This window comes from Marinobacter sp. S0848L, from assembly GCF_023016065.1.
GTDB lineage: Bacteria > Pseudomonadota > Gammaproteobacteria > Pseudomonadales > Oleiphilaceae > Marinobacter.
Window position 1 is genome coordinate 255,767 of record NZ_JALKAQ010000002.1, and the last position, 26,708, is coordinate 282,474.

At 53.9% G+C, this 26,708-nt stretch carries 23 protein-coding genes; 21 read left to right on the forward strand and 2 right to left on the reverse strand.

Features of this window, described 5'->3' with window-relative positions:
- Position 1 precedes the first annotated feature (1 nt).
- The 15 genes from MWU64_RS04320 to MWU64_RS04390 all read left to right on the forward strand — a co-directional run bounded on the left by MWU64_RS04320 (position 2) and on the right by MWU64_RS04390 (position 14,563).
- Positions 2 to 1,153, forward strand: a complete 1,152-nt coding sequence (locus MWU64_RS04320) for an HRDC domain-containing protein (protein ID WP_247061584.1) — start codon at positions 2 to 4, stop codon at positions 1,151 to 1,153.
- Entirely contained in the window at positions 1,150 to 1,443 is a 294-nt protein-coding gene (locus MWU64_RS04325) for a YcgL domain-containing protein (protein WP_247061586.1), read from the forward strand. The genes MWU64_RS04320 and MWU64_RS04325 overlap by 4 nt, the downstream gene beginning before the upstream one ends.
- Positions 1,440 to 1,886 (forward strand): YcgN family cysteine cluster protein, encoded by a 447-nt coding sequence (locus tag MWU64_RS04330; protein WP_247061588.1) that lies wholly within the window; start codon positions 1,440 to 1,442, stop codon positions 1,884 to 1,886. Before MWU64_RS04325 ends, MWU64_RS04330 begins: the two co-directional genes overlap by 4 nt.
- Entirely contained in the window at positions 1,886 to 2,230 is a 345-nt protein-coding gene (locus MWU64_RS04335; protein ID WP_247061590.1) for a hypothetical protein, read from the forward strand. The genes MWU64_RS04330 and MWU64_RS04335 overlap by 1 nt, the downstream gene beginning before the upstream one ends.
- A gap of 89 nt (positions 2,231 to 2,319) precedes the next feature.
- Complete coding sequence (locus tag MWU64_RS04340; protein ID WP_281496253.1) at positions 2,320 to 4,089, forward strand: VWA domain-containing protein; 1,770 nt, start codon at positions 2,320 to 2,322, stop codon at positions 4,087 to 4,089.
- A gap of 30 nt (positions 4,090 to 4,119) precedes the next feature.
- On the forward strand, positions 4,120 to 4,962 hold the full coding sequence (locus tag MWU64_RS04345; RefSeq protein ID WP_114333626.1) for a MoxR family ATPase: 843 nt from the start codon (positions 4,120 to 4,122) through the stop codon (positions 4,960 to 4,962).
- A 22-nt stretch (positions 4,963 to 4,984) separates the two neighbouring features.
- Entirely contained in the window at positions 4,985 to 6,163 is a 1,179-nt protein-coding gene (locus MWU64_RS04350) for a VWA domain-containing protein (protein WP_247061600.1), read from the forward strand.
- Between the two features lie 360 nt (positions 6,164 to 6,523).
- Positions 6,524 to 8,212, forward strand: a complete 1,689-nt coding sequence (locus MWU64_RS04355; RefSeq protein WP_247061602.1) for a hypothetical protein — start codon at positions 6,524 to 6,526, stop codon at positions 8,210 to 8,212.
- The gene (bamD, locus tag MWU64_RS04360; RefSeq protein WP_247061604.1) at positions 8,209 to 11,040 is read left to right on the forward strand and encodes an outer membrane protein assembly factor BamD; all 2,832 of its coding nucleotides are present in this window, start codon (positions 8,209 to 8,211) and stop codon (positions 11,038 to 11,040) included. The genes MWU64_RS04355 and bamD overlap by 4 nt, the downstream gene beginning before the upstream one ends.
- Entirely contained in the window at positions 11,033 to 11,533 is a 501-nt protein-coding gene (locus tag MWU64_RS04365) for a tetratricopeptide repeat protein (protein ID WP_247061614.1), read from the forward strand. The genes bamD and MWU64_RS04365 overlap by 8 nt, the downstream gene beginning before the upstream one ends.
- The gene (locus MWU64_RS04370) at positions 11,533 to 11,880 is read left to right on the forward strand and encodes a hypothetical protein (RefSeq protein WP_247061616.1); all 348 of its coding nucleotides are present in this window, start codon (positions 11,533 to 11,535) and stop codon (positions 11,878 to 11,880) included. The genes MWU64_RS04365 and MWU64_RS04370 overlap by 1 nt, the downstream gene beginning before the upstream one ends.
- 28 nt (positions 11,881 to 11,908) lie before the next feature.
- Entirely contained in the window at positions 11,909 to 12,556 is a 648-nt protein-coding gene (locus MWU64_RS04375) for a MotA/TolQ/ExbB proton channel family protein (protein WP_247061618.1), read from the forward strand.
- A gap of 42 nt (positions 12,557 to 12,598) precedes the next feature.
- On the forward strand, positions 12,599 to 13,129 hold the full coding sequence (locus tag MWU64_RS04380; protein ID WP_247061627.1) for a biopolymer transporter ExbD: 531 nt from the start codon (positions 12,599 to 12,601) through the stop codon (positions 13,127 to 13,129).
- The gene (locus tag MWU64_RS04385; RefSeq protein ID WP_247061629.1) at positions 13,126 to 13,614 is read left to right on the forward strand and encodes a biopolymer transporter ExbD; all 489 of its coding nucleotides are present in this window, start codon (positions 13,126 to 13,128) and stop codon (positions 13,612 to 13,614) included. Before MWU64_RS04380 ends, MWU64_RS04385 begins: the two co-directional genes overlap by 4 nt.
- Positions 13,607 to 14,563, forward strand: coding sequence for an AgmX/PglI C-terminal domain-containing protein (locus MWU64_RS04390; protein WP_247061631.1), 957 nt, complete (start codon positions 13,607 to 13,609; stop codon positions 14,561 to 14,563). The genes MWU64_RS04385 and MWU64_RS04390 overlap by 8 nt, the downstream gene beginning before the upstream one ends.
- A 4-nt stretch (positions 14,564 to 14,567) precedes the next feature.
- Here the strand turns inward: MWU64_RS04390 and MWU64_RS04395 are convergent, their stop codons facing one another.
- Positions 14,568 to 15,053: a MaoC/PaaZ C-terminal domain-containing protein gene (locus tag MWU64_RS04395; protein WP_247061640.1), complete on the reverse strand. Its 486-nt coding sequence runs from the start codon at positions 15,051 to 15,053 to the stop codon at positions 14,568 to 14,570.
- A 166-nt stretch (positions 15,054 to 15,219) separates the two neighbouring features.
- On the opposite strand from MWU64_RS04395, the gene MWU64_RS04400 reads away from it, so the two are divergent.
- From MWU64_RS04400 to MWU64_RS04410, 3 genes are all read left to right on the forward strand, one after another.
- Positions 15,220 to 16,896, forward strand: coding sequence for an AMP-binding protein (locus tag MWU64_RS04400; RefSeq protein ID WP_247061642.1), 1,677 nt, complete (start codon positions 15,220 to 15,222; stop codon positions 16,894 to 16,896).
- A gap of 140 nt (positions 16,897 to 17,036) precedes the next feature.
- Positions 17,037 to 20,969, forward strand: a complete 3,933-nt coding sequence (hrpA, locus tag MWU64_RS04405) for an ATP-dependent RNA helicase HrpA (protein ID WP_247061647.1) — start codon at positions 17,037 to 17,039, stop codon at positions 20,967 to 20,969.
- A 128-nt stretch (positions 20,970 to 21,097) separates the two neighbouring features.
- Positions 21,098 to 22,219: a beta-ketoacyl-ACP synthase III gene (locus tag MWU64_RS04410; RefSeq protein ID WP_247061650.1), complete on the forward strand. Its 1,122-nt coding sequence runs from the start codon at positions 21,098 to 21,100 to the stop codon at positions 22,217 to 22,219.
- Positions 22,220 to 22,225: 6 nt separating this feature from the next.
- Here MWU64_RS04410 and MWU64_RS04415 read toward each other — a convergent pair whose 3' ends face one another.
- Positions 22,226 to 22,633, reverse strand: coding sequence for an acyl-CoA thioesterase (locus tag MWU64_RS04415; protein ID WP_247061660.1), 408 nt, complete (start codon positions 22,631 to 22,633; stop codon positions 22,226 to 22,228).
- A gap of 131 nt (positions 22,634 to 22,764) precedes the next feature.
- Between MWU64_RS04415 and MWU64_RS04420 the strand changes: the two genes are divergently transcribed.
- Genes MWU64_RS04420 through MWU64_RS04430 form a run of 3 tightly spaced genes read left to right on the forward strand, consistent with a single transcriptional unit; the run spans position 22,765 to position 26,707 of the window.
- Positions 22,765 to 23,508 (forward strand): VacJ family lipoprotein, encoded by a 744-nt coding sequence (locus tag MWU64_RS04420; RefSeq protein ID WP_247062048.1) that lies wholly within the window; start codon positions 22,765 to 22,767, stop codon positions 23,506 to 23,508.
- A 17-nt stretch (positions 23,509 to 23,525) separates the two neighbouring features.
- Positions 23,526 to 25,016, forward strand: a complete 1,491-nt coding sequence (locus MWU64_RS04425) for a DUF3336 domain-containing protein (RefSeq protein ID WP_247061662.1) — start codon at positions 23,526 to 23,528, stop codon at positions 25,014 to 25,016.
- A 5-nt stretch (positions 25,017 to 25,021) separates the two neighbouring features.
- Positions 25,022 to 26,707: an AAA family ATPase gene (locus MWU64_RS04430; RefSeq protein WP_247061664.1), complete on the forward strand. Its 1,686-nt coding sequence runs from the start codon at positions 25,022 to 25,024 to the stop codon at positions 26,705 to 26,707.
- Position 26,708 lies beyond the last annotated feature (1 nt).

A 26,708-nucleotide genomic window follows, 5' to 3' on the forward strand; every position in this document is an offset into this window, starting at 1 on the left:
TATGACTCAAAGCCATACGGCCATACCGGTTCCACCAGCGCCGGAAACCATTCGCTGGCTGGAAACGCCGGAGCAGCTCGATCAGTGGCTGAACAGTTTACCTAGTGGCTGTCCCATTGCGCTCGATACCGAATTCGAACGGGTGTCCACCTTTTACCCGATACCGGGCTTGGTTCAGTTGGGCGGGGCGGGTGATTTCTGGCTCGTTGAACCCAATGTCGCGGAGGCTTCAGCCCAATTCCGGCTTATGCTGTCAGACGGCGAACGCCCGAAGTTGCTCTATGCGATGAGCGAGGATCTGGAGCTGTTTCGCCACTGGCTGCAGGTGCAGCCACAAGGTCTTCTGGATCTGCAAATTGGTGCGGCGTTGGCGGGCGCCGGCTTTTCGGTTGGTTACGCGCGATTGGTCGAGACTCTGTTTGAAGAAACGCTCGACAAGTCAGTCACCCGCTCAGACTGGCTATCGCGACCATTGTCGCCTGAGCAAGAGCGCTACGCCGTAGACGATATTCGATATCTTGAGCCACTGGCGAACTGGGTAGTCGCCAAGCTGAAAGAGCGCAATTTGGAGCATGCCTTGGCCGAAGAGTCACGACGCTTTGCAGACGAAGCCGCAGCGCCAGAGGATGTTAACCGGCATTATCTCAAACTTCGTGGTGGCTGGACTTTGCTCCCCGCCCAGCAAGCCGTGCTTCAGCGTTTGGCCGCCTGGCGTGAGCAGGAGTGTCGGAAGGTGGACCGCCCCAGAAACCGAGTATTAAGTGATGCGTTGCTAATTGCCATCGCAGAACGAAACCCCGACTCGTTGAGCGATCTGAGTGGCATTCAGGGCGTTCCGGGTGGCATCGTGAAGCGATATGGCGAACACTTGCTGGCCCTTATACGTGCCGGCAAAAATGCCGCCACCGCGGATGTTGAGCCCATTCAGCGGCCGCTTACTCGAGATCAGCAAGCGCTTTATAAAAGCGTAAAAAAATACTTCAATAAAGTAGCCCAAGAGTTTGATATTCCAATAGAAATCATGGCGCCAAGAAAGCGAATTGAAAAAGTGATTCAAGACCGATCGCTGCAGGGACAGGCTTTTTTCGAAGGCTGGCGCGCAACACTGCTGGGGTCGGTCGTCAGAGACATTGAGGAACTTGTAAAATCATGACCACCCGAGAATTTGTATCGGTGTTTCGCAGTACCAAAAAATTAGACACATATATTTATGTTCGTCGAGGTCAGGACTGGCAAGAGCTTCCCGAAGGCCTCCGTTCGATTTTTGGCCTGCCAGCACATGCCATGGATCTGTTGCTGACACCGGACAAAAAGCTGGCTCGAACAACGGGCGAAGAAGTGTTGAATGCGCTGGAAGACAAAGGTTTTTTCCTGCAGATGCCCGAAGAGCAGGACACCTACATCGTCGATTTCAAGCGCAAGGTCGAGCAACATAAAAAATGAGTGCACAAATCCCGTTCTGGCAGCGTAAACGCCTTGATGAAATGACCCCGTCAGAGTGGGAGTCCTTGTGTGACGGCTGTGGCCAATGTTGCCTTCAAAAGCTGGAAGATGAAGAAACCGGCGACGTGTACCACACCGACCTGGTTTGTCGGTGTATGAACATCGAAAACGGCCAGTGCACGGTTTATTCTCAGAGGTCAGACGTGGTTCCCGAATGCACGGTGCTTACGCCAGACACTATTACTGATTATGCCTGGCTGCCGCATACCTGCGCTTACCGAACGCTCGCCGAAGGCCGGCCACTGGCCGATTGGCACCCGCTGCGGTCGGGCGACCCGGATACTGTGCGCAAAGCCGGTTTATCCATTCAAGGTAGAGTGACCTCCGAAAGCGATGTGCCGGAAGAGGAATGGGAAGAACATATAATTCACTGGATTATCTAATGATTGATGCAGATGCTTCTTTGGCTTACGCCATTTTCTGGGGTGCCTACGCCGTGGCTTTCATCGTATTGTTTTTTATGATGAAGGCCTTGTTTCGTTTTTTGCCGTTCTATGGTTTCCGCACACTTTTGCTGGCGACTCTGACGGTTTTAGTGCTGACGCCGGTTGAATCGCCAGACATTGCAGGATGGTGGATTCCGGCATGGCTCTATGCAGGCTATGAACTGATTCTTGGGGATATTGACGCCGCAGGCATTGCGCTGTTCAACTTTGGGTTAGCGGCTGCCGTGATACTGCTGGTTTGGATTCTTGATTTGGTGCGATACCGGCTCGTGCGTAAATAACCCTGATAACTATCCAAATAATAACTGGTAGGCGACCCGTGATAAGTAACCGTACAACCAGGCTGTTTGCAGTCGTTTTTCTTGTTTTGATGCCATGGCAGGCGTCCGCAGCGGAAACAGCCGCCGGTTCACCGCCTATTGATGTTCGGCTCGTTGTCGATATTTCCGGCTCAATGAAACAGACCGATCCGGATAATCTCCGGCGCCCGGCTGTCAGGTTGTTAGCCGGGTTGCTTCCGGATGAATCGGAAGCCGGGGTTTGGACGTTCGGCCAGTACGTGAACATGCTGGTACCCCATGATTCGGTAAATCAATCGTGGCGCAGCACAGCGATTGAGCGGTCAGAGCAGATTAATTCCGTTGCTCTGCACACGAATCTCGGGCTGGCGATTGAAAAGGCCAGTAACGACTGGCTGTCCGGAGGCACGCTCGAACACACGCATCTGATTCTCTTGAGCGACGGAAAGGTTGATATCCCGAAAGGTGAGGCGGCCAGCCGTGCTGAGGAAAAGCGGATTCTCCAATCTGTGTTGCCGGAGCTGAAATCAAAAGGGTTAACCGTACACACCGTGGGTCTGTCAGAGTTTGCTGATGTTTCGTTTCTGCGCACGTTAGCCGATGAAACCGGCGGAAGCTTCCGGTTGGCGCGTTCGGCCGAAGCGTTGAATCTGGCGTTTGCGGATGCGTTGAACGCTGCAGTCCCGCAAGCTCAGTTGCCTATTGAGGGCAACGAATTCTCAGTCGATGAGGGCGTCGAGGAGTTTACCGCACTCATCTTCACTGGTGGTCCATCTTCGGAGCAGAGCGAACTCCGGTTGGCTCAGCCGGCTGGTGAGCTGTTCACGGTTGCAGAGTCGCCGGATAGCGTTCGTTGGATGGCCGAGCCGGGATACGACCTGATTACCGTGACCAATCCGAAACCCGGTAAGTGGAAGATTGACGGGGAACTGGGGCAGGGTAGTCGTGTTACTGTTGTGAGCAATCTGCGGATGGTTGTTAGCCCGATCCCGGCACAGTTCAGTACGGAAGAGCCGCTGGACATTGAAGTAGCCTTCTATGAGGGCAACGAAACGCTAAAAGACCCCAACTTCCTGGATGTGATGGACGTAACGCTTTCACTCAGTGCGGGCAGCAAGCGAAAGGGCTCCAAGTCGCTTTCCGCTGGTTCTCCTCCGGAAGACGGGGTATACCGGGAGTCGCTGAAACAGTTGTCCAAGGCGGGTGTTTATCGGGTGGACGTCGTTGCCGACGGCGGAACCTTTGCACGTAAATTCAGCGCTGAAACCAGCTTCGTGATTCCGGGGGAAGAGCCGCCCGTTGCCGTGGTGTCCGAACCTCTGGTTCCAGATTTGAGTCAGCCGCTGGAGCCAGTTGCAGAGCCTGACGCGCAAAATGAAGCGGTTGTTGTTAGCGAGCCACTGCCCGAGCCGGTCGAGCCGAAAGCGCCGGTAGCCGAAGCTCCGCCCATTCACGAGCCCGACAAAGGGACGTTGTGGGGCGTTCCAGTCTGGCTGCTGGGTGCAATCGCAGCTCTTGTTGTTATCATTGTCGGGTTTGCCCTATTTGCGGTGCGCCGCAAGCAAGAGAAGCAAGAGCCCGAAGAAACGTTGCCGGTTCTTGAAGAAACTGTCCCAGAGCCAGAGCCAGAGCCAGAGCCAGAGCCAGAGCCAGAGCCAGAGCCAGTAAAAGTGCCTGAGTTGGTGCCCGAGCCGGAATCAGAAGATCAGATTCCCGAGGTGACTGAGACAATCGATCCAGAGCCCGAGACATACCAAGACGAATTGGAAGAATTTGGTTTGGAAGATTTTGATCTGTCAGAATTCGACGATTTGTCCGAAGACAAAACCAAAAAAGATTAAGCTTTAAAGTAACTAACAGGAATTAGACACATGAAGTTTACCGGTACCGAAAAATACGTAGCCACCGACGACCTGCAAATGGCCGTTAACGCAGCCATCGCGCTTCAGCGCCCGTTGCTGATTAAAGGCGAGCCCGGCACCGGCAAAACCTTGTTGGCGGAAGAAATGGCGGCCTCTCTGGGAATGAAGCTGATCCCGTGGCATATCAAGTCAACTACCAAAGCCCAGCAAGGCCTGTATGAGTACGATGCGGTATCCCGCCTGCGCGATTCCCAGCTGGGTGACGAGAAAGTAAAAGACATCCGAAACTACATCGTTAAAGGGAAGTTGTGGGAAGCCTTCGAGTCTGACGAGCAAGTGATCCTGCTGATCGATGAAATCGACAAAGCCGACATTGAATTCCCGAATGACTTGTTGCTAGAACTCGACCGCATGGAGTTCTTTGTTTACGAAACCCAGGAATTCGTTAAAGCGAAGAAGCGCCCGATCATCGTGATCACCAGCAACAACGAAAAAGAGTTGCCCGATGCGTTCTTGCGCCGTTGCTTCTTCCACTACATCAGCTTCCCGGACCACGACACCATGAAAGACATCGTGGATGTTCATTTCCCGGGCTTGCAGCAGCAAGTAGTGCGCGATGCTTTGGAAGTCTTTTTCGATGTTCGCAAAGTGCCCGGTCTGAAGAAAAAACCGTCCACATCAGAGCTGATCGATTGGCTGAAGCTACTGATGGCCGATGAACTGTCCGCCAAAGCGCTGCAGGAAAAAGACAGCAGCTCTGCATTGCCACCGCTTTACGGTGCGCTGGTGAAGAACGAGCAAGACGTTCATTTGCTGCAGAGGCTGGCGTTTATGGCGCGCCGTCGCAACTGATTGCTGGCAAGAGCATCGCTTTATGTTGATTGATTTTTTTCTCGAAATCCGCCGCGCGAAAGTACCGGCCAGTCTGCGGGAATTTTTGGATCTGCTGGAAGCTATCCAGCAGCGTCTGGCGTTTGCCGATATGGAAGAGTTCTATTATCTCGCCCGTGTCTGCCTGGTTAAGGATGAACGGCATTTCGATAAGTTTGACCGGGCGTTCAAGGCTTACTTTGACGGCATCGAAAACCTCGATGACCTGCTCGAGGCTTTGATTCCCGATGAGTGGCTAAGGGCTGAGTTCGAGAAGCACCTCAGCGAAGAAGAAAAAGCCAAAATCGAGTCCCTTGGTGGCCTTGAAGAGCTGATTGAAACCTTCAAAAAACGCATGGAAGAGCAGAAAGAGCGCCATGCAGGTGGAAACAAGTGGGTGGGCACCGGCGGTACATCCCCGTTTGGAGCCAACGGTTACAACCCGGAAGGTTTTCGCATTGGGCAGAAAAATGGCCGGCACGGCAGGGCAGTGAAAGTCTGGGAGAAACGGGACTACAAGGATCTGGATGACAGCATCACGCTGGGGCTTCGCAATATCAAGGTGGCCCTGCGCCGGTTGCGCAAGTTTGCTCGCCAGGGTGCGGCCGATCAGCTGGATCTCGATGACACCATCCGGTCAACGGCCCGAAACGCTGGTTATCTGGATCTTAAAATGGTGCCCGAACGGCATAACGCCGTGAAGGTTCTGATCTTCTTTGATGTGGGTGGTTCCATGGACCCGCACATCCGCGTGTGTGAAGAGTTGTTTTCGGCGGCTCGCCTTGAGTTCAAGCACATGGAATATTTTTACTTCCACAACTTCATTTATGAAAGTGTGTGGAAGAACAATATTCGCCGAATGAATGAAACCACCAGTACGTGGGATATTCTTCATAAATACACGCCAGACTACAAAGTGATCTTTGTCGGCGATGCCACCATGGCGCCTTATGAAGTTACGCACCCTGGTGGGTCAATCGAGCACTGGAACGAAGAGGCCGGCGCAACCTGGATGCAGCGTGTGACCGAGCATTTTCATAAAGTGGTGTGGCTGAATCCGTTGCCAGAGAGCTACTGGGGCACCGGAGGATCCTTGGGTATCACCCGGCAACTGGTGAACGATCACATGTTCCCGCTTACCATTGAAGGTCTCGAATCGGCCATGAAACAGCTGACCAAATAGCGTTTTAATTGCCCATAAAAAAGCCGATGCGTATTGCAGCATCGGCAAAGCTCGGCATATTCAAGCGGGTGCAGTCTTAAGGCGCGCCCGCCTGTTTAACGTAAGCAGAGATTAGGCCAGTTTTCTATAATGTCGTTAAAAATCAATTGTTTGATATTTGCTCTAGTGTTTCTTCGTTCGCATTGAACGCCTTTTCCTGACGCCGCCTGTCAAATATATCGACACTTTATGTCGTGCAGGCATCTCAAATGTCCATTTGGTGAATTAGATACCGTTCTTGGCTGTTAGCCGGTGTTACTCTTTATTTCGAATTGTTACACGGCTGCCGTCTTCGTTGCGGCCAGACACCACAGGACAGCTATGTTCGGCAAACAAAAATCACAACTGTGCCGGATGATTGCTCCAAGGACGTTGGAGCGTTGGATATCCGGATTACTGATCGTATTCATGGTCGCCAGTGCTCAAGCTGCGTTACCCGAGAATACGATGGTGCAACTTAATGACAAAGTTGCGCGCCACACAGAGGGCGTACGGGCTATCGAACAGCAGCTTTTGGCCCTCACAGATACCCGTGTAACGGTAGCGTTTTCAATTGCCACGCCGGCCGAACTCGCTGCCGATTCCGCGCAAATTTATCTCGACCAGCAACTGGTTGCATCCCATCGGTACGCAGAAAATGACCGAGACGAGTTCGCGCAGGGGCAAGCCTTGCCGTTGTATCAAGGAAACCTCTCCAGCGGCTCTCATCACCTGAAAATCGTGGTTAACGCTCGGGCGGACAATAATCGATTCGTGCGCCGTGAGTTCGTCCATCCTTTCGTTAAACAGTCCACTAAAAAACACGTGCAGATTACTCTGCACGCCAAAGCACCTGAATTTGAGCCAAAAGCACTGTTTTCCGAAGACGTTGCACCCCCATCCGGCAATTCAGCTCAGCAAGGCGACGCCAAGCCTGCCTCCCGAGAACGGCGGGAACAACAAATGTTTGAGCTGGCTGAGCAGGAGCGGAACAACGGCAGAACAGATGCGGCGGGTCGTTATCTTGCGAAAATGGATGAGGGCTATTGGGCAGCATTGGGTTACCTCAACCTCGCCAACGATTTTGCCAGAGACGATTTGAACTCTACGAGGGCGCTCGTTTCTCTAAGAGTGGCCATGGCGATGGCCGCCAAAGACAACAATCAGGCACGCCGCGACAACCTCCTTGATCAATTGCATCTTCGGGCCGGGTACCTTGCCCTAAAAAGCAACGAAAACGACAAGACCATTACTCTGCTCGAAAAAGTAAGGCTGGATAGTTATTACGCGCCCCAGGCGTTGTACCTGCATGGCCTCGCGCTAGCGAACAAAGGCAGCCATCGGGCTGCCATGCAAAGCTGGCATCGCGCTAAAAAGTTTCCTCTGGCCTTTCCTGGCGTCACCGATGCCTGGATTGGTATGGGGCGGGGTTACGATTTGGCGGGTTATCCGGGGCAAGCGGGAGAATCCTGGTTAGCGGCTAACGCGGCCTATCAGGGCGAGCGAGTGACTTTGAAGGAACTCGGCCAGCGGATCAAGCAGCAAGGTGCTTATAAGGCTCTGGTTGAAGATGCCCGAAACACTGGTCCGGAATGGTTTTTGGCGGATAGCCGAACGTTAACCCAGCCCCGGATGGCGTATCTGTTGAGATTTCTGGAAGCGGAGAAAGCTCAGGACGCCGTCAGGACCGTTGCGCTACTGGATGGGTTTGCATCGCAGCTAAACCGCAACACCCATGATCTGTCAGTGTTTATAAAGGCGCTAACCGATTTGCGTAACTCAGGCAACACTGCTTCTTCCATCAAAGCCATGCTTTCAGAATCGAAAGATTTAAAGCAACAGATCGCTGGATTGCTCGCTCAGGTGGATGCGCAGAGAACCGGCTCTGCCCAAGCCTTGGATCAGTTGGCGTTGAATTTTGTTGAACACCAATATCAGTTGATGGGCCACGCTCTTGATAAAACGGAGCAGCAGATTGCGCACCTTTACGAATACCTTGCCCTCGAGTCGCTAGGGGAGAGTAAACAATGAAACTTCCTCACGTTTCCAAGCGGCTTCTACCTTGGTTAGTGGTGGCTTCATTGGGCCAATGCCACGTATCCGCTCAGGAATCGTTTCGAGTGGAACTTGGGAAAGACGGCGAAACCCTGCGCGATATGCGACCAGTGTTTTTAACCTTTGAAACCCGACCCTTACCCGCGATCTCCCCGGCGGAGGTGGCGCGACGGTACCAGAAACTGTTCGAGGATTCCGATGAGCCCGAGGTGCGTATTGATGCGCTGAACCGTTTGAATAACATTCGGGATCGCTCGGGGCAGGATATTGGTTTCTCGCAGGCCAGAGAGGCTGAAATATACCAAGAGATATTAGGCAGTTACGAAAGCATTCTGTCGCGAGGCTCTTTTTCGGGTCGTTTGGATGAATTGCTATATCAAATGGCAAAAGCGCATTCCCTGACTGGCCAGCACCAGGAATCCATTCAGCGATTGCGACAACTGGTCGGGCTGTACCCGCAATCGGTACTGGTTCCCGAAGCTCGTTTTCGCATCGCGGAAGCCGAGTTTTCCGCCGGCCGATACCAGGAGGCAGAACGTGGGTATCAGGCATTGATATCCGCAAAGCCCGATTCGGAACTTGCCACCAAAGCCAGCTACATGCTGGGGTGGAGCCAGTTCAAACAAGGTGATTCAGGTTGGGAAAAAGCGGCAAGCACGTTCATGCAATTGCTTGACCAGCAACTTCCGGGCAGCGTTCAGGAGCAACAGCCGGTTACGTCCAATCTCAACATGATCGAAGACAGCTTTCGGATACTCGCACTTATGGCTTCCCGAATGACCGATCATCAAACCCTGGAACGTTGGTTGGCAGGTCGAAACCAGTCCCAGTGGTTTTACCTGTTGTACGACCGGCTGGCGGACTTACATGCTATCGAAGGCCGTTATGATCAGGCCGTAGCGGTGAATAACGCGTTTGTACGGGCGCACTCCGAGCATGAATCTAAGCCCGATTTTCTGGTTCAGAATGTCGAGTTCTGGAAGCGGGCGGGAGAGCTCGAGCCGGTTCGCAGGGCCAAAGCCGAGTTTGTCGAGCAGTATGTATCTGAAGAACGCTACCGGAACCTGTCGGACCTCCACCGGCAGCATTGGCAAACCTATGGGCGATCGTTGGCTGACCACTATTACGCGGCTGGCTCAACCTATCAATCGGGAGGCGAGCCACAGGAGGCGAAGCGTTCCTGGGCTAAGGCGGCCGAATACTACGAAGTGTTGGCGCCCCGTTCGGTGGTAGAAGGCGAGTTAATGCATTTGGCCGGGGATGCCCGATTGCTGGCAGAGCAAGATGTGCAAGCTTTGGCTAACTTCCGGCGTGCAGCCTATGGTGCGGACTATGAGCAAGCCAGAGACGCGGGCTGGGCAGCGATAACCTTGCTCAGAAGTGCGCTGCCACCTGTAACCCACGGCCCAAAACCCGATGATGCCCAAAAAGCTCTAGCGCGGTTGAGTTCGGAAGAACAACGTTATTCGGGTACCTTCGGTACCGATGACCGAGTATCGGCATTGCGTGCCGACCTGGGGAACCGTTGGTATGCCCACGGCGACTATGAACGTGCACTCAGTTATGCCAAGAAAACACTCGATTGGGAATCACCAAGCACTGAGCAACAATACGCTGCTTGGCTGATCATCGCCCGCGTGCAGCAACATAAGGCCGAGTTTGGTTTGGCTGAGCGGGCGTGGCGCCAAGCCATAACGCTTGCTGAAACGGAACGCCATTTGGCTGTATCACCGACTGAGCGAAACGATCTTCGCGAGCAACTGGCCGTCGCGATTTATAAGCAGGGTGAGCAAGCGGCGTCGGTCGGTAATTCGACCTTGGCTGTTGCGCACTTTAAGCGTGTGGTTAATGTGTTGCCGGGGTCCGAATTGGCGATTAAATCCCGTTTTGACGCGGCCAACACCTTATTGAAAAGTTCGGAATGGCTCGGTGCAATCAACGAACTGAAACAGTTCCGGTCAGATTATCCGAATCATGCATTAACAGACCAGATCAGCGAGAAGCTGGTCCTTTCCTATAGGCAGTCGCAGCAGCCATTAAAAGCCGCTGACGAATTGCTTGCCTCCGCAGCTCAATTGGCCGAGCCGTGGTCACACCGGCTGCGGGCCGCGGCGATCTACCACGAAGCCGGGAAAACTGACCGCCGCGACAGACTCTATCGTGAGTGGCTTTCCGTAGCGCCAACCGCAGTGTCCGCCAGTGAACATGTGCAGCAGCAGACCATGCGCCACCGACTGATCGAGTCAGGCGCAAGTGATTCCGAAACCTTGCAGGAATTAGTCGCTACGGAGTCTCGCAGCCAGTGGCATTCCGAGGAAACGCTCGTGTGGGCCGCGGATGCCGCGCTACGGCTTGGTGCTCGCGCTGCGGATAACTTTGCGGCCATTGCTCTGGTTCATCCTCTCGAAGAAACATTGGTTCGTAAACAAGCAGCGCTGGAGCGTGCACAGAATTACCTGCTGGATGCCGAATCATTTGCTGGTGAGAAGGTGGCAACAGAGGTCTTGTTCCGGCGAGCTGAGCTCTATCGCGTACTGGCCGCCGACTTGATGGCGTCAGAGGTGCCGTCGGAGCTCAATGAGCTGGAAACTATGCAATACCAAATGCTGCTTGAGGAAGAAGCCTACCCGCTGGAAGAAAGGGCTCTGGAGCTGCACACGCAGAACCATCAAAAAATCAAACAACAGGGTTACGACACGTGGATTGGGCAGAGTCTGGAGGCGTTGGCCGCCATGCACCCGGGCCGGTATAGCCGAAATCTGCGCTGGATGACATGGGCAGCACAGGAGAACGACGGTGTTTGACTGCACGCGGAATCTAAGCCTTTGCCTGCTGGTCGCGGTTGCGGCCGCGTTATCGGGATGCGCGGCAACCGGTAGCGGCGCTGGTTCGGATAAAAGCCGGACATCGTCGCAACTCGACCATTCACCGGAGCAGGCGGAGAGTTTGGCTCGTGAAGGTAAGAACGCCTATGAACGGGGTGACTTGGAGGCTGCTATTCAATCATGGCAGCGTGCGGTGTCGCTTAATCCGGCCGATGCAGCCACCGTCAATAATCTTGCTCTGGTTCTAAAAGACGAAAACCGGTTTGCTGAAGCGGCGAAGCTTTTGGAGAAAGGTGTCGATGTGTCGCCGGGAACGGCTGAATTGCACTACAACCTGGCGGTTATATCCGAGCTCTACCTACTCCAGCTCGACAAAGCTCTGACTCACTACAAGCGTTACCAGCAGCTTTCCAGTAATGAAGATGAGGCGGTTGCGGGCTGGATTGTGGATTTGGAACGGAGGCTTCAATAATGCGTTCGTTAGTAAAAATCGGCGGCTTTTTTGCACTTGTCTTGACGATTGACTTGCCTTTGGCCGCACAATCAGAAACGTCCGTCGAGCGCGCTGAGACATCGCCTTTGAGTGTTGCCGGGATATCCGCGAGCCCGGGTGAGGATGACCCACGGATTCTTTACATCTTGCCATGGCAAGGCCCCAGCTTGCCCAGAAGGCCAAGGGCCGAGCTGAATCAGGAATTGCCCGAACTTACCCAACCGGTAACCGCAACAGCCGTGGAAAACCACCGTCTGTTTCGTGAAACCCTGAACCCACTGGTTTTGGAGCCAACAGGCATGGCTGCAGGCCGGGATAAACCGTGATACAGCAGTAACAACGGAGAACAACAGTATGCTCGACACCCTTATCCGATTCTTTCAGGACGGCGGTCCTTTCATGTATCCGATTGCGGTCGTTTTGGCGATTGGATTGGCGATTACTCTGGAGCGATTTATTTACCTCGGCTCGGTTCGCCGCCGTAATCGCATGGCGTTCGAACGCGGTATTTTGCCGGCATTACAAAAGCGTGATTATTCTCGTGCTATGAAGGCAGCAAGCAGCTCGGACAGTGCAATTGCTTCTGTTCTCGGCGCCGGTATAGCCCGGTTGTTGAATAACAGCCGCCGTGAAGACATCGAGTACGCCATGGAAGAGGGCTTGATGGAGGTGCTTCCGCGGTTGGAAAAACGAACCCAATACCTGGCGACTTTGGCGAACGTGGCAACGCTGCTCGGCCTGCTGGGAACCATCATTGGGTTGATTGCTGCTTTCACGGCGGTGGCTGCGGCTGATCCCGCCCAAAAAGCGAGTTTGCTGTCTGAAAGTATATCCGTTGCCATGAACACCACAGCCTTCGGTTTGATCTCGGCCATCCCCCTGCTGTTGTTCCATGCGCTGTTGCAAACCCGAACCAATGAAATCGTTGATAGCTTCGAAATGGCAGGCGTCAAACTCCTGAACATTGTGTCTGAGCCCGCAGCTGATAACGCAGCGGCGTAATCCGTCAGATTCTCAAACGAGTTTGAACAGGAGTAGGGCGATATGAGACGTCGACACCGCCGGTTAACCACCGAGGCGGAACTGGATATTACGGCCTTTATGAACCTGATGATCGTGCTGGTGCCCGTGTTGCTATTGGGCATGGTGTTTAGCCAGGTTCGCATGATAGAGCTTAATTTTCCGGGTATGGAGGCGGGTGAGGTGCCCGCAGCAGAAGATTTGCGACTGGTTGTTACCGTCATCCCCTCTGGTTTGGAAGTGGCAGACAGCGAACGCGGCCTTATCGAAGTGTTGCCGGTTTCCGGCGAGGTTCAGAATTACGAGGGCCTGCGCAGGGTGCTGCAACAAATTAAGCGCCACGTTCCCGATAAAACCGATGTGATCCTGGAGGTTGGGCCCAGCGTTGATTATCAAACCCTTGTATCGGTGATGGATACCGTGCGGTCATACCCGGCAGTTGTGGCAACCAGTGTTGTTGAAGCCGAGCTGTTCCCTGATGTATCGCTCATGGATGCCGATGAAAATCGTGTATTGGCGCAAAACTCAAGTGCTGCTGACGGAGAGGGCGTATGAAAACATCCCGCAGAGCCCGCATGCGCAAACGCCACTACAGCCGAATGCACAAAGCCGGTGGCCTGAATCTTGTGTCTTTGATGGATATTTTTACCATTCTGGTGTTTTTCCTGATGGTGAACTCTTCCGACGTCAAAGTGATGCAGAACAAGGCCGATGTACCTTTGCCGACCTCAACCGCAGAGCAAGAGGCGGTCGAAAACCTGACAGTACAGGTGGTTGGCCAATCGATACTCGTGCAGGGCCGCGAAGTGGCAACGCTTGACGGAATTGAAGAGACAGATACGCGAATCCCCGGCTTGTCCGATGAGTTGGCTTACCGCCGCAGTCGGTGGGATGCAGTACCCGAACAGGGGCTGGAAATCACCATTATGGCGGCTAGAGATACCGATTACCGGTTGTTGCGCCGGATTATGCAAACCTGCGTTGATGAACAATTTCGCCAGGTCCGGCTCGCCGTAGAGGCGGAGGTCAGCCATGGTTGATCGCGTCGAACGCCGGGGCAGTACCCGCTTGCCGTGGAGCCGTGATCGCGCAGAGGGCGTTCGCTTCGGTGTCATCGTAGCGGTGGTGTTGGCCCTGTTTATGGTGCCGGCAATTCTGATACCTGGTTTGGATGTCCCTGAGCTTGAACGGGCTGAAGCGGAGCGGATACCGCCACGGCTTGCCAAACTGGTTGCTCCACCGCCTCCGGAACCACCCACACAGCCGGAGCCCGTCAGAGAACCCGAGCCTGAACCGGCGCCCGAGATAGCTCAAAAGGAAATAGCGCCGAAACCGGCCCCCGAACCTCAACAACCTGACGTTGTTCCCGAGGTTGCGAAACAACCTGTTCAAACGAAAGAGCAAGCGCGGGAAACGGCGTCGAAGTCTGGCTTGTTCGCCATGAAAAACCGGCTGCAAGCTTTGACACAAACCCAGCCGAAGCACAGTCGGGAGCTCGCTGCTAATGTAACAAGTGCTGAAGCGATCGATTTGTCAGCGGACTCGCCAAAGGCTGACGTATTAGCTAGCAGTGGTGGCGTCGAAACCCGTGAAGGTCCGGCCCGAGAGGTGGTGGTTGAAGCTCATCAGGTTGCGGATGTGGAAGCGCCCGAAGAAGTCGTTGTAGCGAAGGCCGCAAAAACGGCGCGCAAACCCTCAAAACAACGTGCTATGAGCAATATTCGTCAGGTTTTCGATGCTCAGAAGAGTGTTCTGTACTCGCTTTATAAGCGAGAGCTCAGGAAAGATCCGACGCTTGAGGGTAAGGTTACCTTGGAGCTAACGATCGAGCCTAATGGCTCTGTATCCGCTTGCCGTGTGGTAGCGTCCGAATTGAGCAATCCGACACTGGAACAGCGTATTGCCATGAGGGTGCAAATGTTCGATTTCGGGGCGGCTCAGGTGAGCACCCGGAAGGTTCAGTTTCCGATCGATTTCCTTCCGGGCTAAGTGCTTAGCCTTCGATGGTGATTTTCGGCAAGCGGGGTTTTTGCAGGGAGACTTTTTCAGTCGGTGCAATAACCTTGGCTTCGCCGACCACGACTTGGTCATCGTTTTGGTTGCGAACATCACAAGCTAACGTGACGCGATTCTTCGCACCTTTTTCAGAGACGGTGAGTTTTACCGTAAGGGTGTCGTCCAGTTTTACCGGTCGTTTGAATGACAAGGTTTGGTCCAGATAGATGGTGCCGGGGCCAGGCATAACCGTAGCGAGTGCGGCTGAGATCAGCGAACCACTCCACATGCCGTGGGCGATGCGTTCCTTGAACATGGTGTCAGCTGCAAATTCCGAATCCAGATGCACCGGGTTCACATCACCTGAAACCGCCGCAAACAGCACCAGTTCATCTTCGGTGAGGGTTCGGGTGAAGGTCGCGGAATCACCTTCATTCAGTTCGTCGTAAGTAATATTTTCGAGAATGTCCAAGGTGTCGCTCATAGTGACCTCTAGAGTTTAAGGGCAGGTGAATGGTTGTAGCCGGATAGATTTTTGAAAGCTACCTCATCGTTACCAAAACTGCTATTCTCTCTCCACTTTTAAGGATTGAGACTTTAGTCGGGTTGCTCTTTGAGCCCGATTGCCACCAATCAGACAGGAGATGGTGATGGATTTTGAGCAGTTCTATCAAGATAAATACCCTGCGGGCATTCCCCGTGAGGTAGATCTCAGCAAGTACAAAAACATGGTAGATGTTTTTGAGCAGGCCGTTCAGAAATACGCAGACAAGCCTGCGTTCAGCGCGGTCGGCGTCACTCTGACGTACAAAGATCTTGATACTCAGAGTCGCAATTTCGCGGCTTGGCTGCAAAACAAAACCGACCTGAAGCCTGGCGACCGAATTGCCGTTCAGATGCCGAACATCACCCAATACCCGGTGGTTGTTTTCGGTGCTATGCGTGCCGGTTTGATTGTGGTGAATACCAATCCGCTTTACACCACGCGGGAAATGGAACACCAGTTTAACGATTCCGGTGCGAAAGCGCTCGTGGTTCTTGCCAACATGGCAGAGAACGCCGAGAAAGTGCTACCGCACACGGGCATTGAACACGTAATCGTCACCGAAGTTGCAGACATGCATTCGCCCATCAAGCGCAAGCTGATGAACGCGGTGGTGAAGCACGTTAAAAAAATGGTGCCTCCGTTCAACATTCCGGGCTCCCATAAGCTGCCAGCGGTTCTAAGTGCGGGCGCGCGCGAGAAGTTTAGCCCGATTGAAATCAAGCTGGACGATCTGGCCGTACTGCAATACACCGGTGGTACCACTGGTGTGGCGAAAGGTGCCATGCTTACGCACGCTAACCTGGTGGCTAACCTGACTCAGGTTCGCCCTATGCTGGAAGATCAGGTTTCCGAAGGCGAAGAAGTGGTTATTGCGCCGCTGCCGCTGTACCACATTTATTCCTTCACGCTGAACTGCGGCATCATGCTGGAAGCGGGTGCGCATAACATCCTGATCCCGAATCCGCGCGATATCCCAGGCTTCGTAAAAGAGCTCCAGAAACAGAAGTTCTCGGCTTTCATCGGCCTGAATACCTTGTTCGTCGCTCTGTGTAACAACGAAGATTTCCAGAAGCTGGATTTCTCCGGTGTGAAACTGACCGCCTCGGGTGGAATGGCGTTGACCAGTGACGCCGCGAAAATGTGGGAACGAGTTACCGGGTGTGAGATCAGCGAAGGTTACGGCATGACCGAAACCTCACCGGTGGTCACCTTCAACCCCCGCAGCGCGATCAAACTGGGCACCATCGGTCTGCCAATCCCGTCTACCATCGTTAAAACGATTGATGATGAAGGCAACGAGACGGCTGTAGGCGAACCGGGCGAACTGTGCGTGAAAGGCCCGCAGGTCATGCGTGGCTACTGGCAGCGTCCTGAAGATACCCGACAGTCTTTCACTGAAGATGGCTTCATCCAGACCGGCGATATCGCGTTGATTCAGGAAGACGGGTACATCCGCATTGTGGATCGTAAGAAAGACATGATCATTGTGTCTGGCTTTAACGTCTTCCCGAATGAAATCGAAGACGTTGTAACCAGCCACCCGAAAGTGGTTGAGTGCGCAGCCGTTGGTGTCGAAGATGCCAAGAGCGGTGAAGCGGTTAAGGTTTACGTTGTTGCCACCAAAGAAGGCGTGTCTGCGAACGAGCTGAAAGAGTTCTGTCGTGAGCGTTTGACCGCGTATAAAGTGCCGAAGCACTTTGAGTTCCGGGAAGAGCTGCCCAAGAGTAACGTGGGCAAGATCCTTCGTCGTGAACTGCGAGACGAAGAAGCAAACGCGTAAACCGTTCTCCTTGCGGGGAGCTGACCCCGCACCTGAAGACCCTGCCTCGGCAGGGTTTTTGTGTTTATACGGTACAGGTTTCCGGCTAGACTGTGGCGCCTGTTTACCCCGATTGAAACTTTGAGAGCCAGTGGCAAGTAATGTCTGATTCGAACCCGAACAAAGCTTCCGCACCCAATGTGACCGATCCCAAAGCGGAGGTGGCCGCTATCAAGCGTCAACTTGCTGAGTGCAATCAGCATGAGGCCGCTCGTATTGTCCGGCGCTTGGGGCGGAGCAAAGGCCTGCCCGGCCAGAAGGATATCGCTGTAATGAGCGATTGGTTGGAGCAGGGCAAAGAGAAAGTTCGGAAGCGTCAGGCGTTGAATAAGCCCGCTACCTTCCCGGAAGGCCTGCCAGTTAGCGACCGGGTTGACGACATCAGCAAAGCCATTGAAGAGCACCAGGTCGTTATTGTTGCCGGTGAAACCGGATCGGGAAAGACCACCCAGATTCCCAAGATTTGTTTAAACCTGGGCCGTGGCGTTCGTGGATTGGTGGGGCACACGCAACCTAGGCGTATTGCAGCGCGTAGTGTGTCGAGCCGGATTGCCGAGGAGTTAGGCGAGCAGGTCGGTCAGCGCGTGGGTTATCAGGTTCGGTTTACCGACAATACCTCTGAGCATTCGCAAATTAAGGTAATGACCGATGGTATCTTGCTGGCGGAAGTACAGCATGACCGGTTTCTGGATCGCTACGATACGCTGATCATTGATGAGGCCCATGAGCGAAGCCTGAACATTGATTTTCTTCTAGGCTACCTCAAACAGCTTTTGCCAAAGCGCCCGGATCTGAAAGTGATCATTACCTCGGCAACCATCGAGGTAGAGCGTTTCAGCGAGTTTTTCGACAAAGCCCCGGTTATAGAGGTGAGCGGCCGGACCTACCCCGTAGATGTTCGCTATCGCCCGTTGGTCGGTGACGAGGACGACAAGGATCAAGGCTGGACCGACGGCATTCTTTCTGCCATTGAGGAAATCGAACAGCACGAACGCTTTGAAAAAAAGCCCCCGGGGGATGTGTTGGTGTTCCTGCCGGGCGAGCGGGAAATTCGAGCTGTCAGCAAAGTGCTCCGGCATGCCGAACTGCGTCATACCGAAGTATTGCCGCTGTATTCCCGCTTGAGTAATCAAGAGCAGAATCGGGTGTTCCAGTCACATCGTGGACGGCGAATTGTACTGTCTACCAACGTGGCGGAAACCTCACTCACCGTGCCGGGTATCCGTTATGTTATTGATACCGGCGTCGCCCGAATCAGCCGGTACAGTGTCCGTTCGAAAATTCAGCGATTGCCGATTGAACCGATTTCTCAAGCCAGTGCAAACCAGCGAGCAGGGCGTTGTGGCCGGGTTGCGCCCGGCATTTGCTTCCGGTTGTACGACGAAGCTGATTTTATCAATCGTCCGGAATACACCGATCCGGAAATTCTGCGCACCAACCTGGCTTCCGTTATTTTGCAAATGGCCACCTCTGGTTTAGGCGAAATACGCCAGTTTCCGTTTCTGGAATCGCCGGACCGCCGCCAGGTTAATGATGGCTACAAATTGCTTGAGGAGCTCAGTGCGGTTGATGACAAACGGCGGGTAACCAAGCTCGGGCGTACTATGTCCCGGCTTCCCTTGGACCCTCGCTTAGCCAGAATGCTGGTCACCTCGGCCGACCACGGCAGTTTAGCGGAAGTGTTGATTGTGATTGCCGGCCTGAGCGTGCAAGACCCACGGGAAAGGCCCCAGGATAAACAGCAGGCTGCCGATCAGGCCCATGCGCCGTTTAACGATAAAGAATCGGATTTCGCAACACTGCTGAATATCTGGAACTGGTTTGAAGAGCAGCGCCAGGAATTGTCACAGAATCAGCTCAAAAAACTCTGTCAGAAGAGCTTTCTGAGCTACATGCGCATGCGCGAGTGGCGTGATATTCACCGGCAGCTTACGCTGATCTGCCGGGACCAAAAGCTGTCCATGAATCGACAGCCAGCAAACTACGATGCTATTCATAAACCCATTTTGGCAGGCCTTTTGGGGCAGATCGCCGTCAAAGTGGAAAAGCGGGAATATCTGGCGACGCGGAATCGCAAAGTCATGATTTTTCCGGGCTCTAAAGTGGCGAAATCCGGCCTCAAGTGGATTGTGGCCGCTGAGATTGTTGAAACCAGTAAGGTATTCGCCCGCATGGTTGCCGGTATTCAGCCTGAATGGGTGGAGCCTTTGGCCGGGCACATTGTTAAACGCCACTATTTTGAACCCCATTGGGAGCAAAAACGTGCGCAGGTGATGGGGTATGAAAAGGTCACTCTGTACGGCCTGGATGTGGTGCCCAAGCGCCGTATTCCCTACACCAAAGTGGACCCTGCCGAATGCCGGAACCTGTTTATCCGTCGAGCGCTGGTGGAAGGGGAGTTGCGGTCGAAGGCTCCTTTTATTGCTCGCAACCGCGAGATGCTGGATACCGTCGAAAACCTGGAAAGGAAAACGCGGCGTCGTGACTTGTTGGTGGATGACGAAGTCTTGGTGGCGTTTTACGACGAGCGCCTGCCGGATGACATTGTCAGCGGTCGGCATTTCGAAAGTTGGTGGAAGAACTTGTCCGCCGAAGCACTGCGAAACATGGAGCTCACCGAAGCCGATGTGTTGCAGCGGCCGGTTGATCAGTCCGCGGAAGCGCTTTATCCGGATTACCTGGAATGGGAGGGGGCGAAGTACCCCTTGAGCTACGAGTTTGAGCCGACCAGTGACCGGGACGGCGTGACTCTGAATGTGCCTTTGATGGCCCTGAAGCAAATTCCTGCTCGCCGTCTGGAATGGCTGGTGCCGGGCTTGTTGCGTGAGAAATGCATTGCACTGGTGAAAGGCTTGCCTAAGTCTGTGCGTCGAAACTTCGTACCCGTGCCGGATTTTGTCGATGCCGCGCTCGAAAACATGCAGCCCAGCAACGAACCTTTAACCGTAAAACTGGCCGATCAATTGCGCCGGATGACGGGTGTTCGAATAGACCCAGACGCTTGGCCAGAAGAAGAGCTGCCCCGGCATTTGCGGATGAATCTGAAAGTCACCGGCAACAAAGGCAAGGTGATGGCCGAAAGCCGAAGCGCTGATGACCTTCAGGCGAAACTGGGTGAGCAGGCTGAAATGGCCTTGACCACGGCCGCGTCGGACGACACCGCTGAAGCCCAAGTGATTGAGCACTCGGATTGGCAGTTTAGCGAGCTGCCCGAGCGGATTCAGACCGAAAAGGGCGGTATGCAAGTGACGGTCTACCCGGCGCTGGAAGATCTTGGCAAGCAGGTCAGGGCGATTCGTTGCCTTGACCCCTTAACGGCGGACACCACCATGCGCCGGGGTGTTGCCCGGTTAATCATTAACCGGTTTGGCAGCACCTTAACGGATCTCGAGCGCCGCCTGCCTAAGTTTAAGCAGTCTGCACTAATGTTTGCGCCGGTGGGGCAAGCGAAAGCGCTGCTGGATGATTTGCTGCTTGCCGCTGTGATGGAACACTTTTTGTCAGCGGAGGTTCCACGAGATTCCGAAAGCTTTGATCGGGTGTTTGATCAGCATCGGGGGGATTTTATTCCAGCACTGGAGCTGGCCGACGAACGCCTACATGCAGCCATGACGGGCTATCAGAAAGTAGCGAAGCAGTTGAAAGGCAAGATTAATCTAGCCTTAGCGAACAGCATGGCGGACATTAAGTTTCAACTTCAACATCTTGTTTACCCAGGCTTTCTTGTTGAAACGCCTTCAGAGTGGCTGAGCCGTTTCGGCATCTATTTTCAAGCAGCACTCATTCGGCTGGAAAAGATGCCGAGGGAAATGGGCAAAGAGCGAGAGTTTCTGCACAGCATCGATGCGCTGTGGACTCGCTACGCCAAGAAACTGGAGCAGCAAAAGCGTCAGAGTGTTCGCGATCCCGAGTTGGAGCTGTATCGCTGGATGCTGGAAGAATACAGGGTGTCGTTTTTTGCCCAGCAATTAGGTACGGCGATGACCGTGTCGGTAAAGCGTCTGGATAAACAATGGGCGGCAACGCGGGTTTGATGAAATGTGCCACCGTTGAAGGCCTCGTTACTGAACGATAGTCCAACGGGCAAATCCTCAGGACTGTGTTAGTATTTCTGGCAGTGCATTCTCAAAAACTGTTTTTATAACCATGACGTGGGGTTATTGTGATTAAAGCCGTCATCAGCGGAACCGGCCTGTATACGCCGCCCGCCACCATCGAAAACGACGAATTGGTCGAAGCCTTCAACCAGTATGTGGATCTGTACAACACCGAGCATGCGGACGAGATAGCCCGCGGTGAACTGGCGGCGCTGCAACCCTCGTCTTCTGCATTCATTGAAAAAGCGTCTGGCATTAAACGCCGGCACGTTATCGATCGTGAAGGTATCCTCGATCCCAAACGCATGACACCACACATTCCCGAGCGGAGTAACGACGAGCCTTCCGTGCAATGTGATATGGCGGTGACAGCGTGCAATGAAGCTTTGGAGCAAGCGGGCAAAACCGTGGCTGATGTCGATGCCGTCATCGTGGCGTGCTCCAACTTGCAGCGAGCCTACCCCGCGATTTCCATCGAAGTTCAGCAAGCCTTGGGTATTGACGGCTTTGCCTACGACATGAACGTTGCCTGCAGCTCGGCAACCTTTGGACTGCAGGCAGCAGCAAACGCCGTTGAAAACGGAACAGCTCGTGCCGTTCTGGTTGTCAGCCCCGAGATTTGTTCCGGTCATTTGAATTTCCGCGATCGTGACAGCCACTTTATTTTCGGTGATGCCTGCACTGCGATGCTTGTCGAGCGAGACGAAGATGTGAAGGCGGGTCAGGGTTTCGAGATCGTTGGTACCCGTTTGGTGACCAAATTCTCCAACAATATTCGGAATAACTTTGGTTTTCTGAATCGTGCGGATGAATCCGGCGTAGGTAAACCGGATAAACTGTTTGTTCAGCAGGGCCGGAAGGTGTTCAAAGAAGTATCGCCGTTGGTCGCATCAACGATTCAGGGGCATCTGGAGGCTTTGGAGTTGGCACCGGACAATCTGGCGCGCATGTGGCTGCATCAGGCCAACCTGAACATGAATCAGTTAATTGCCCGTCGAGTGCTGGGCCGGGATGCCACCGTTGAAGAGGCACCGGTGATTTTGGATGAATACGCCAACACCAGCTCTGCCGGTTCCATCATTGCGTTCCATAAGTTTAAGGACGATCTGAAAGCCGGCGATCTGGGCGTTATTTGCTCCTTCGGCGCCGGCTATTCCATCGGCAGCGTGGTCGTACGCCACCGCTGATTTCTGTTATTCCGCTGCCAGCGCTCTTAGGGTGTCTGGCAGTGGGGTAGATTTTCTGGTGGTGTTATCCATCCAGACAATCTTTGCATAGCCTTCCGCGTACACGTCTCCGGTGTCTGCATCTTTCAGCAAGTGGTAAGTATCCAGACTGGTATTTCCAGCTTTGCCCGCGTATGTTTCCACCACCACGGTGGCGGGGTGAGTTAATTCCTTCAGAAACGTGGCGCTGGTCTTTATAATAACGGGACCTGTAGGTTCACCTGTGCCGCCAAGGTCAAGCTTTGCCAGCCAGACAATACGAGCCTCTTCAAAGAAGCGAAAGTAAACTGTGTTGTTAGCGTGACCGTATGCATCCATGTCACCCCATCTAAGGGCCATGGCAAGGGAGCTGACGAGGTTTCCCTGAACTGACATTTAATTTCCTCCGGATGACTGAGATAAAAAGAATACAACGCCGGTATTGTCGACCAATGGACTCGGATTAAACAACCCAAGAGATTGAAATGACTCAAACGACTACTCGGTATTGGATACTCGCAGCATTAATGATCGTGCTCTTGGTCATATTGGCCACATCGCCTGTCGCCGCACAAACCGTTCAAGAGCCTGTGGGCCAGAGAGCGGCAAAGGTGAATCCTGCTGACCCATACGAAAACTGGAACCGAAGCGTGTTTTCGTTTAACGAAACGGTCGATGAATGGGTGCTTCGCCCCGTGGCCAAGACCTATCGTACCGTCACCCCGGATATTGTGGATCGTGGCGTGACTAACTTCTTCAACAATCTGACAGAAATTCGCAACTTTAGTAATAGCCTGTTCCAGCTCAAGGGCGAGTCAGCGGTTGTGGCCTTTGGTCGTTTTACCTTCAATACGGTATTCGGTTTGGGCGGCATTTTTGATGTGGCTACGGCTTTTGATCTGCCGGAGCGACCGGAAGATTTTGGTCAAACCTTGGGTTATTGGGGCGTGGGCTCCGGCCCGTATCTGATGTTGCCGTTCCTCGGGCCGTCAACTCCGCGGCATTTCTCGGGCCTGGCGTCCGACAGCTTTGTTTTGCCCTCAGCCTGGGACGCGGTTGAAGAACCCGACGTGTACTTTCTGCGCGCCCTGCAAATTGTTGATAAACGCGCGGACTTGATCCCCGCAGAAGGTATTATTTCTGGGGATCGGTACACGTTCGTGAGAAATGCCTTCCTGCAGCGGCGTGAATTCCTGATTAACGATGGTAAGATCACAGCTGACCCCTTCGCCAATGATGACGAAGATGACCTGATGCTCGACGATTTCTGAGCAGCGCCGGGAGTTCGATGTTGATTAAAGATCCGAGGATAAACCGATTTCGCAAGCAGCTGGCAGATGCTCAGAACTATGAGCAATGGAAAGCGGCTGCGCTGGAGTTGGATTACCTCGAAGGCAATGTCGAGTGGAAGGAAGACTTCGCCTCTGATTTGTATCACTACGAACTGATCTACGACAGGCTCTGTCATCTCAAGCAGTATCGTCAACAAAACGATTTCGAACGATTGAAGCGCGCCCTGCGTGAAGGACTCCATCACGACTTGGGCAACATGGGTAACCCGGCGCTTTACACGCGCTCACGGGTAGGCACCAAGCATCTGGTTGAAGAGTACATTACTCAGGTTTGTGAGTCGCTGGATTATCTGTGTGACCATCCGGTGCCGAACTTTTCGGTACACGACAAACTGCAGTTTTTCCGGGATACCCTGACCAGCTTTGGCCGACCGGCATTACTGCTCAGTGGCGGTGCCGGGTTAGGCATGTTCCACTTTGGTGTGATCAAGGCGCTGTGGGAGAAGGGTCTGCTGCCGCAGGTGGTTGCCGGATCCAGCGTTGGCGCTATCATTGCTGGCATTCTGGGGGTGCATACCGATGCTGAAATACCGGAAATGCTGGTGCCAGAAAACCACAATCTCAATGCCTGGAAGTGGCGCGGTCTATTCAGTGCGCTTCGCGGCGACGGATTGATGGATCAGGACACCCTGAAACAGTGCCTTCGTGACAATATCGGTGAATATACCTTTGAAGAGGCTTACCAGCGCACAGGGCGAAGTGTAAATATCAGTGTGTCGCCAGTACAAACGCATCAAAAAGCGCGGTTGTTAAGCGGCTATACCTCACCTTATCTGATGATGTGGAGCGCCGCTCTCGCAAGTGCAGCCGTGCCCGGGGTGTTCCCGCCGGTCACCCTGATGAAGAAAGATCTCAACGGAAATACTCTGCCATACATGCCGCGTTTGAAATTCGTAGACGGTTCGGTGGTCAGTGATCTTCCTGTTGACCGATTGATGCATCTGTACGATGTGAATTTCACCATCGTGAGTCAAACCAATCCCCATGTAATCCCGTTTCTGAACGCCAAGGGCCAGGACGAGAAGTTGTCGCTATTGAATTTGCCCTCGTATCTGTTGAAGGCTGAAGTGGCGTTTCACGGGCAGGGCGTGTTTGATTTCTTGCGCAAGCGCGTTAAGCCTGAGCTGTTGCGGCAAGTGTCTGGTCAGATGTATACGATCATGGCGCAGCGTTATTCCGGTGATGTAACCATAGCGCCGAGCTATTCTCTTCGCCACTACCGCCATATTCTGTCTAGCCCGACCCCCGAATACGTGCGGGAAATGATCCTTCAGGGGGAAAAATCGACCTGGCCGAAGATTTCCATGATCCGCTCTCACGCACGCATATCAAAAACTCTGGAGCGCTGCGTGCGTCGCCTGAAATATCAAAGCCGCCGCGCTGCCGAACTGAAGTTGGTTAGCAGCGGCAGCCAGGCAAGGCCCTAGGAACGATGTACTACGATTTTTTCGGTTTTCGAGAGCCGCCTTTTTCCATCGCACCGGACCCGCGATACCTGTACCTGAGTGATCGTCACAAAGAGGCGCTTGCGCACCTGATGTACGGTGTGCAGGGGCAGGGTGGTTTTATTGTGATTACCGGCGAAGTGGGCACCGGTAAAACCACGGTGTGCCGATGCTTTCTTGATAACGCGCCTGAGCATGTCGATATTGCCCTGATACTCAACCCCCGGCTTTCAGCCCGGGAGTTGCTGTCGGCCGTTTGCGATGAGCTCGAAATTGCTCACGATCCAGACGCCAGTATCAAGGTGCTGGTAGACGCTATTAATGCCGATTTATTGAAAGCCCACGCCGCTGGCCGACACAAAGTCCTCATCATCGACGAGGCGCAGAACCTTTCTGCCGATGTCCTTGAACAGCTACGCCTGCTAACCAACCTGGAAACCGCTGAAAAGAAGTTGCTGCAGATTGTTCTGCTGGGGCAGCCCGAATTGCAGGATATTCTGGCGTTGCCGGAGTTGCGCCAGCTTAACCAAAGAGTGACCGCGCGCTACCATCTGGATGCAATCGACAAGGCAGAGCTGCCGGCTTACTTGCAGTACCGGGTAAGTGTGGCCGGACTGAGAGGCGATTTGTTCACCCCGGCCGCGATTCGGAAACTGTACCGTGCCAGCCAGGGTGTGCCTCGCCTGATTAACCTGATCAGCGACCGTGCTTTGCTGGGCGCTTACGCGGAAGGCGATCACCAGATAACTGCGCTACATATAAAGCGAGCAGCCAAGGAAGTCAGCGGCGGGTTGAAGCAAAAAGACGGTAAGCCCGCCCGGTTCGGCGATAGCGTCAGCCATTTGTGGTTGGTGGTAGCGTCGGCTTTAATCGCGATTATGGGGACGCTTTGGGTGCTGGACAGCCCGCACTATGGAGTTCTCGCAGAGCCCGAAGACGGGCAATCGGTGTCGGGTGTTATTGAGCGGGTTGTGGCCGCCACGACGGATGATGAGAGCGTGTCCGAGGCGCAAATTCCAGGCGAATCTGATGGTTCCGTCGAGCCCGAATTTATTCCGGAGCAACACGGGCTTTCCACACAAGATGCGTACGTTGAACTCTTCGAGCTATGGGGCAAGATTTATCATCCCGAAGTTGCGCCATACCCGTGTCAGCACGCCCAGAACGTGGGTTTGGAATGCTTGCAGCGAGAGGGGGCTCGTCGAACACTGGAGTTTCTGGATCGTCCTGCGATCCTGAATCTGCGCGTTGCGCCGGGGCAGGAAATTCAGGTTGTTTTGCGGGCTCTGAACGGCCCCAGCGCGACCCTCAACACTTCGGAAGGGCCGGTTACCGTCTCATTCCAACAAATCGAACGGTATTGGTTTGGCGGGTTCCGTGTCCTTTGGCGGGCGCCAGATTATCAACAGGGCGGCGTATACAGTGACAAACAAGGCCAAACCCTATGGATCAGTTCGAAAATGATGGAGCTGGCGGATCGGTACGCGGGCAATGAGCAGGAAGCGGACCGCATCAAGCGATTGGCGGTGCCTGATCAGGTGCGTTGGTATCAAAAACTGCGTGGGCTAACGGTAGACGGCATTCCCGGTGCCATGACGATCATCCAGATTCAAAACGATCTGGGGGTTGATGTGCCGCGATTGGTTGCAGAGTCGGTGACGGGAAACAGCTAAG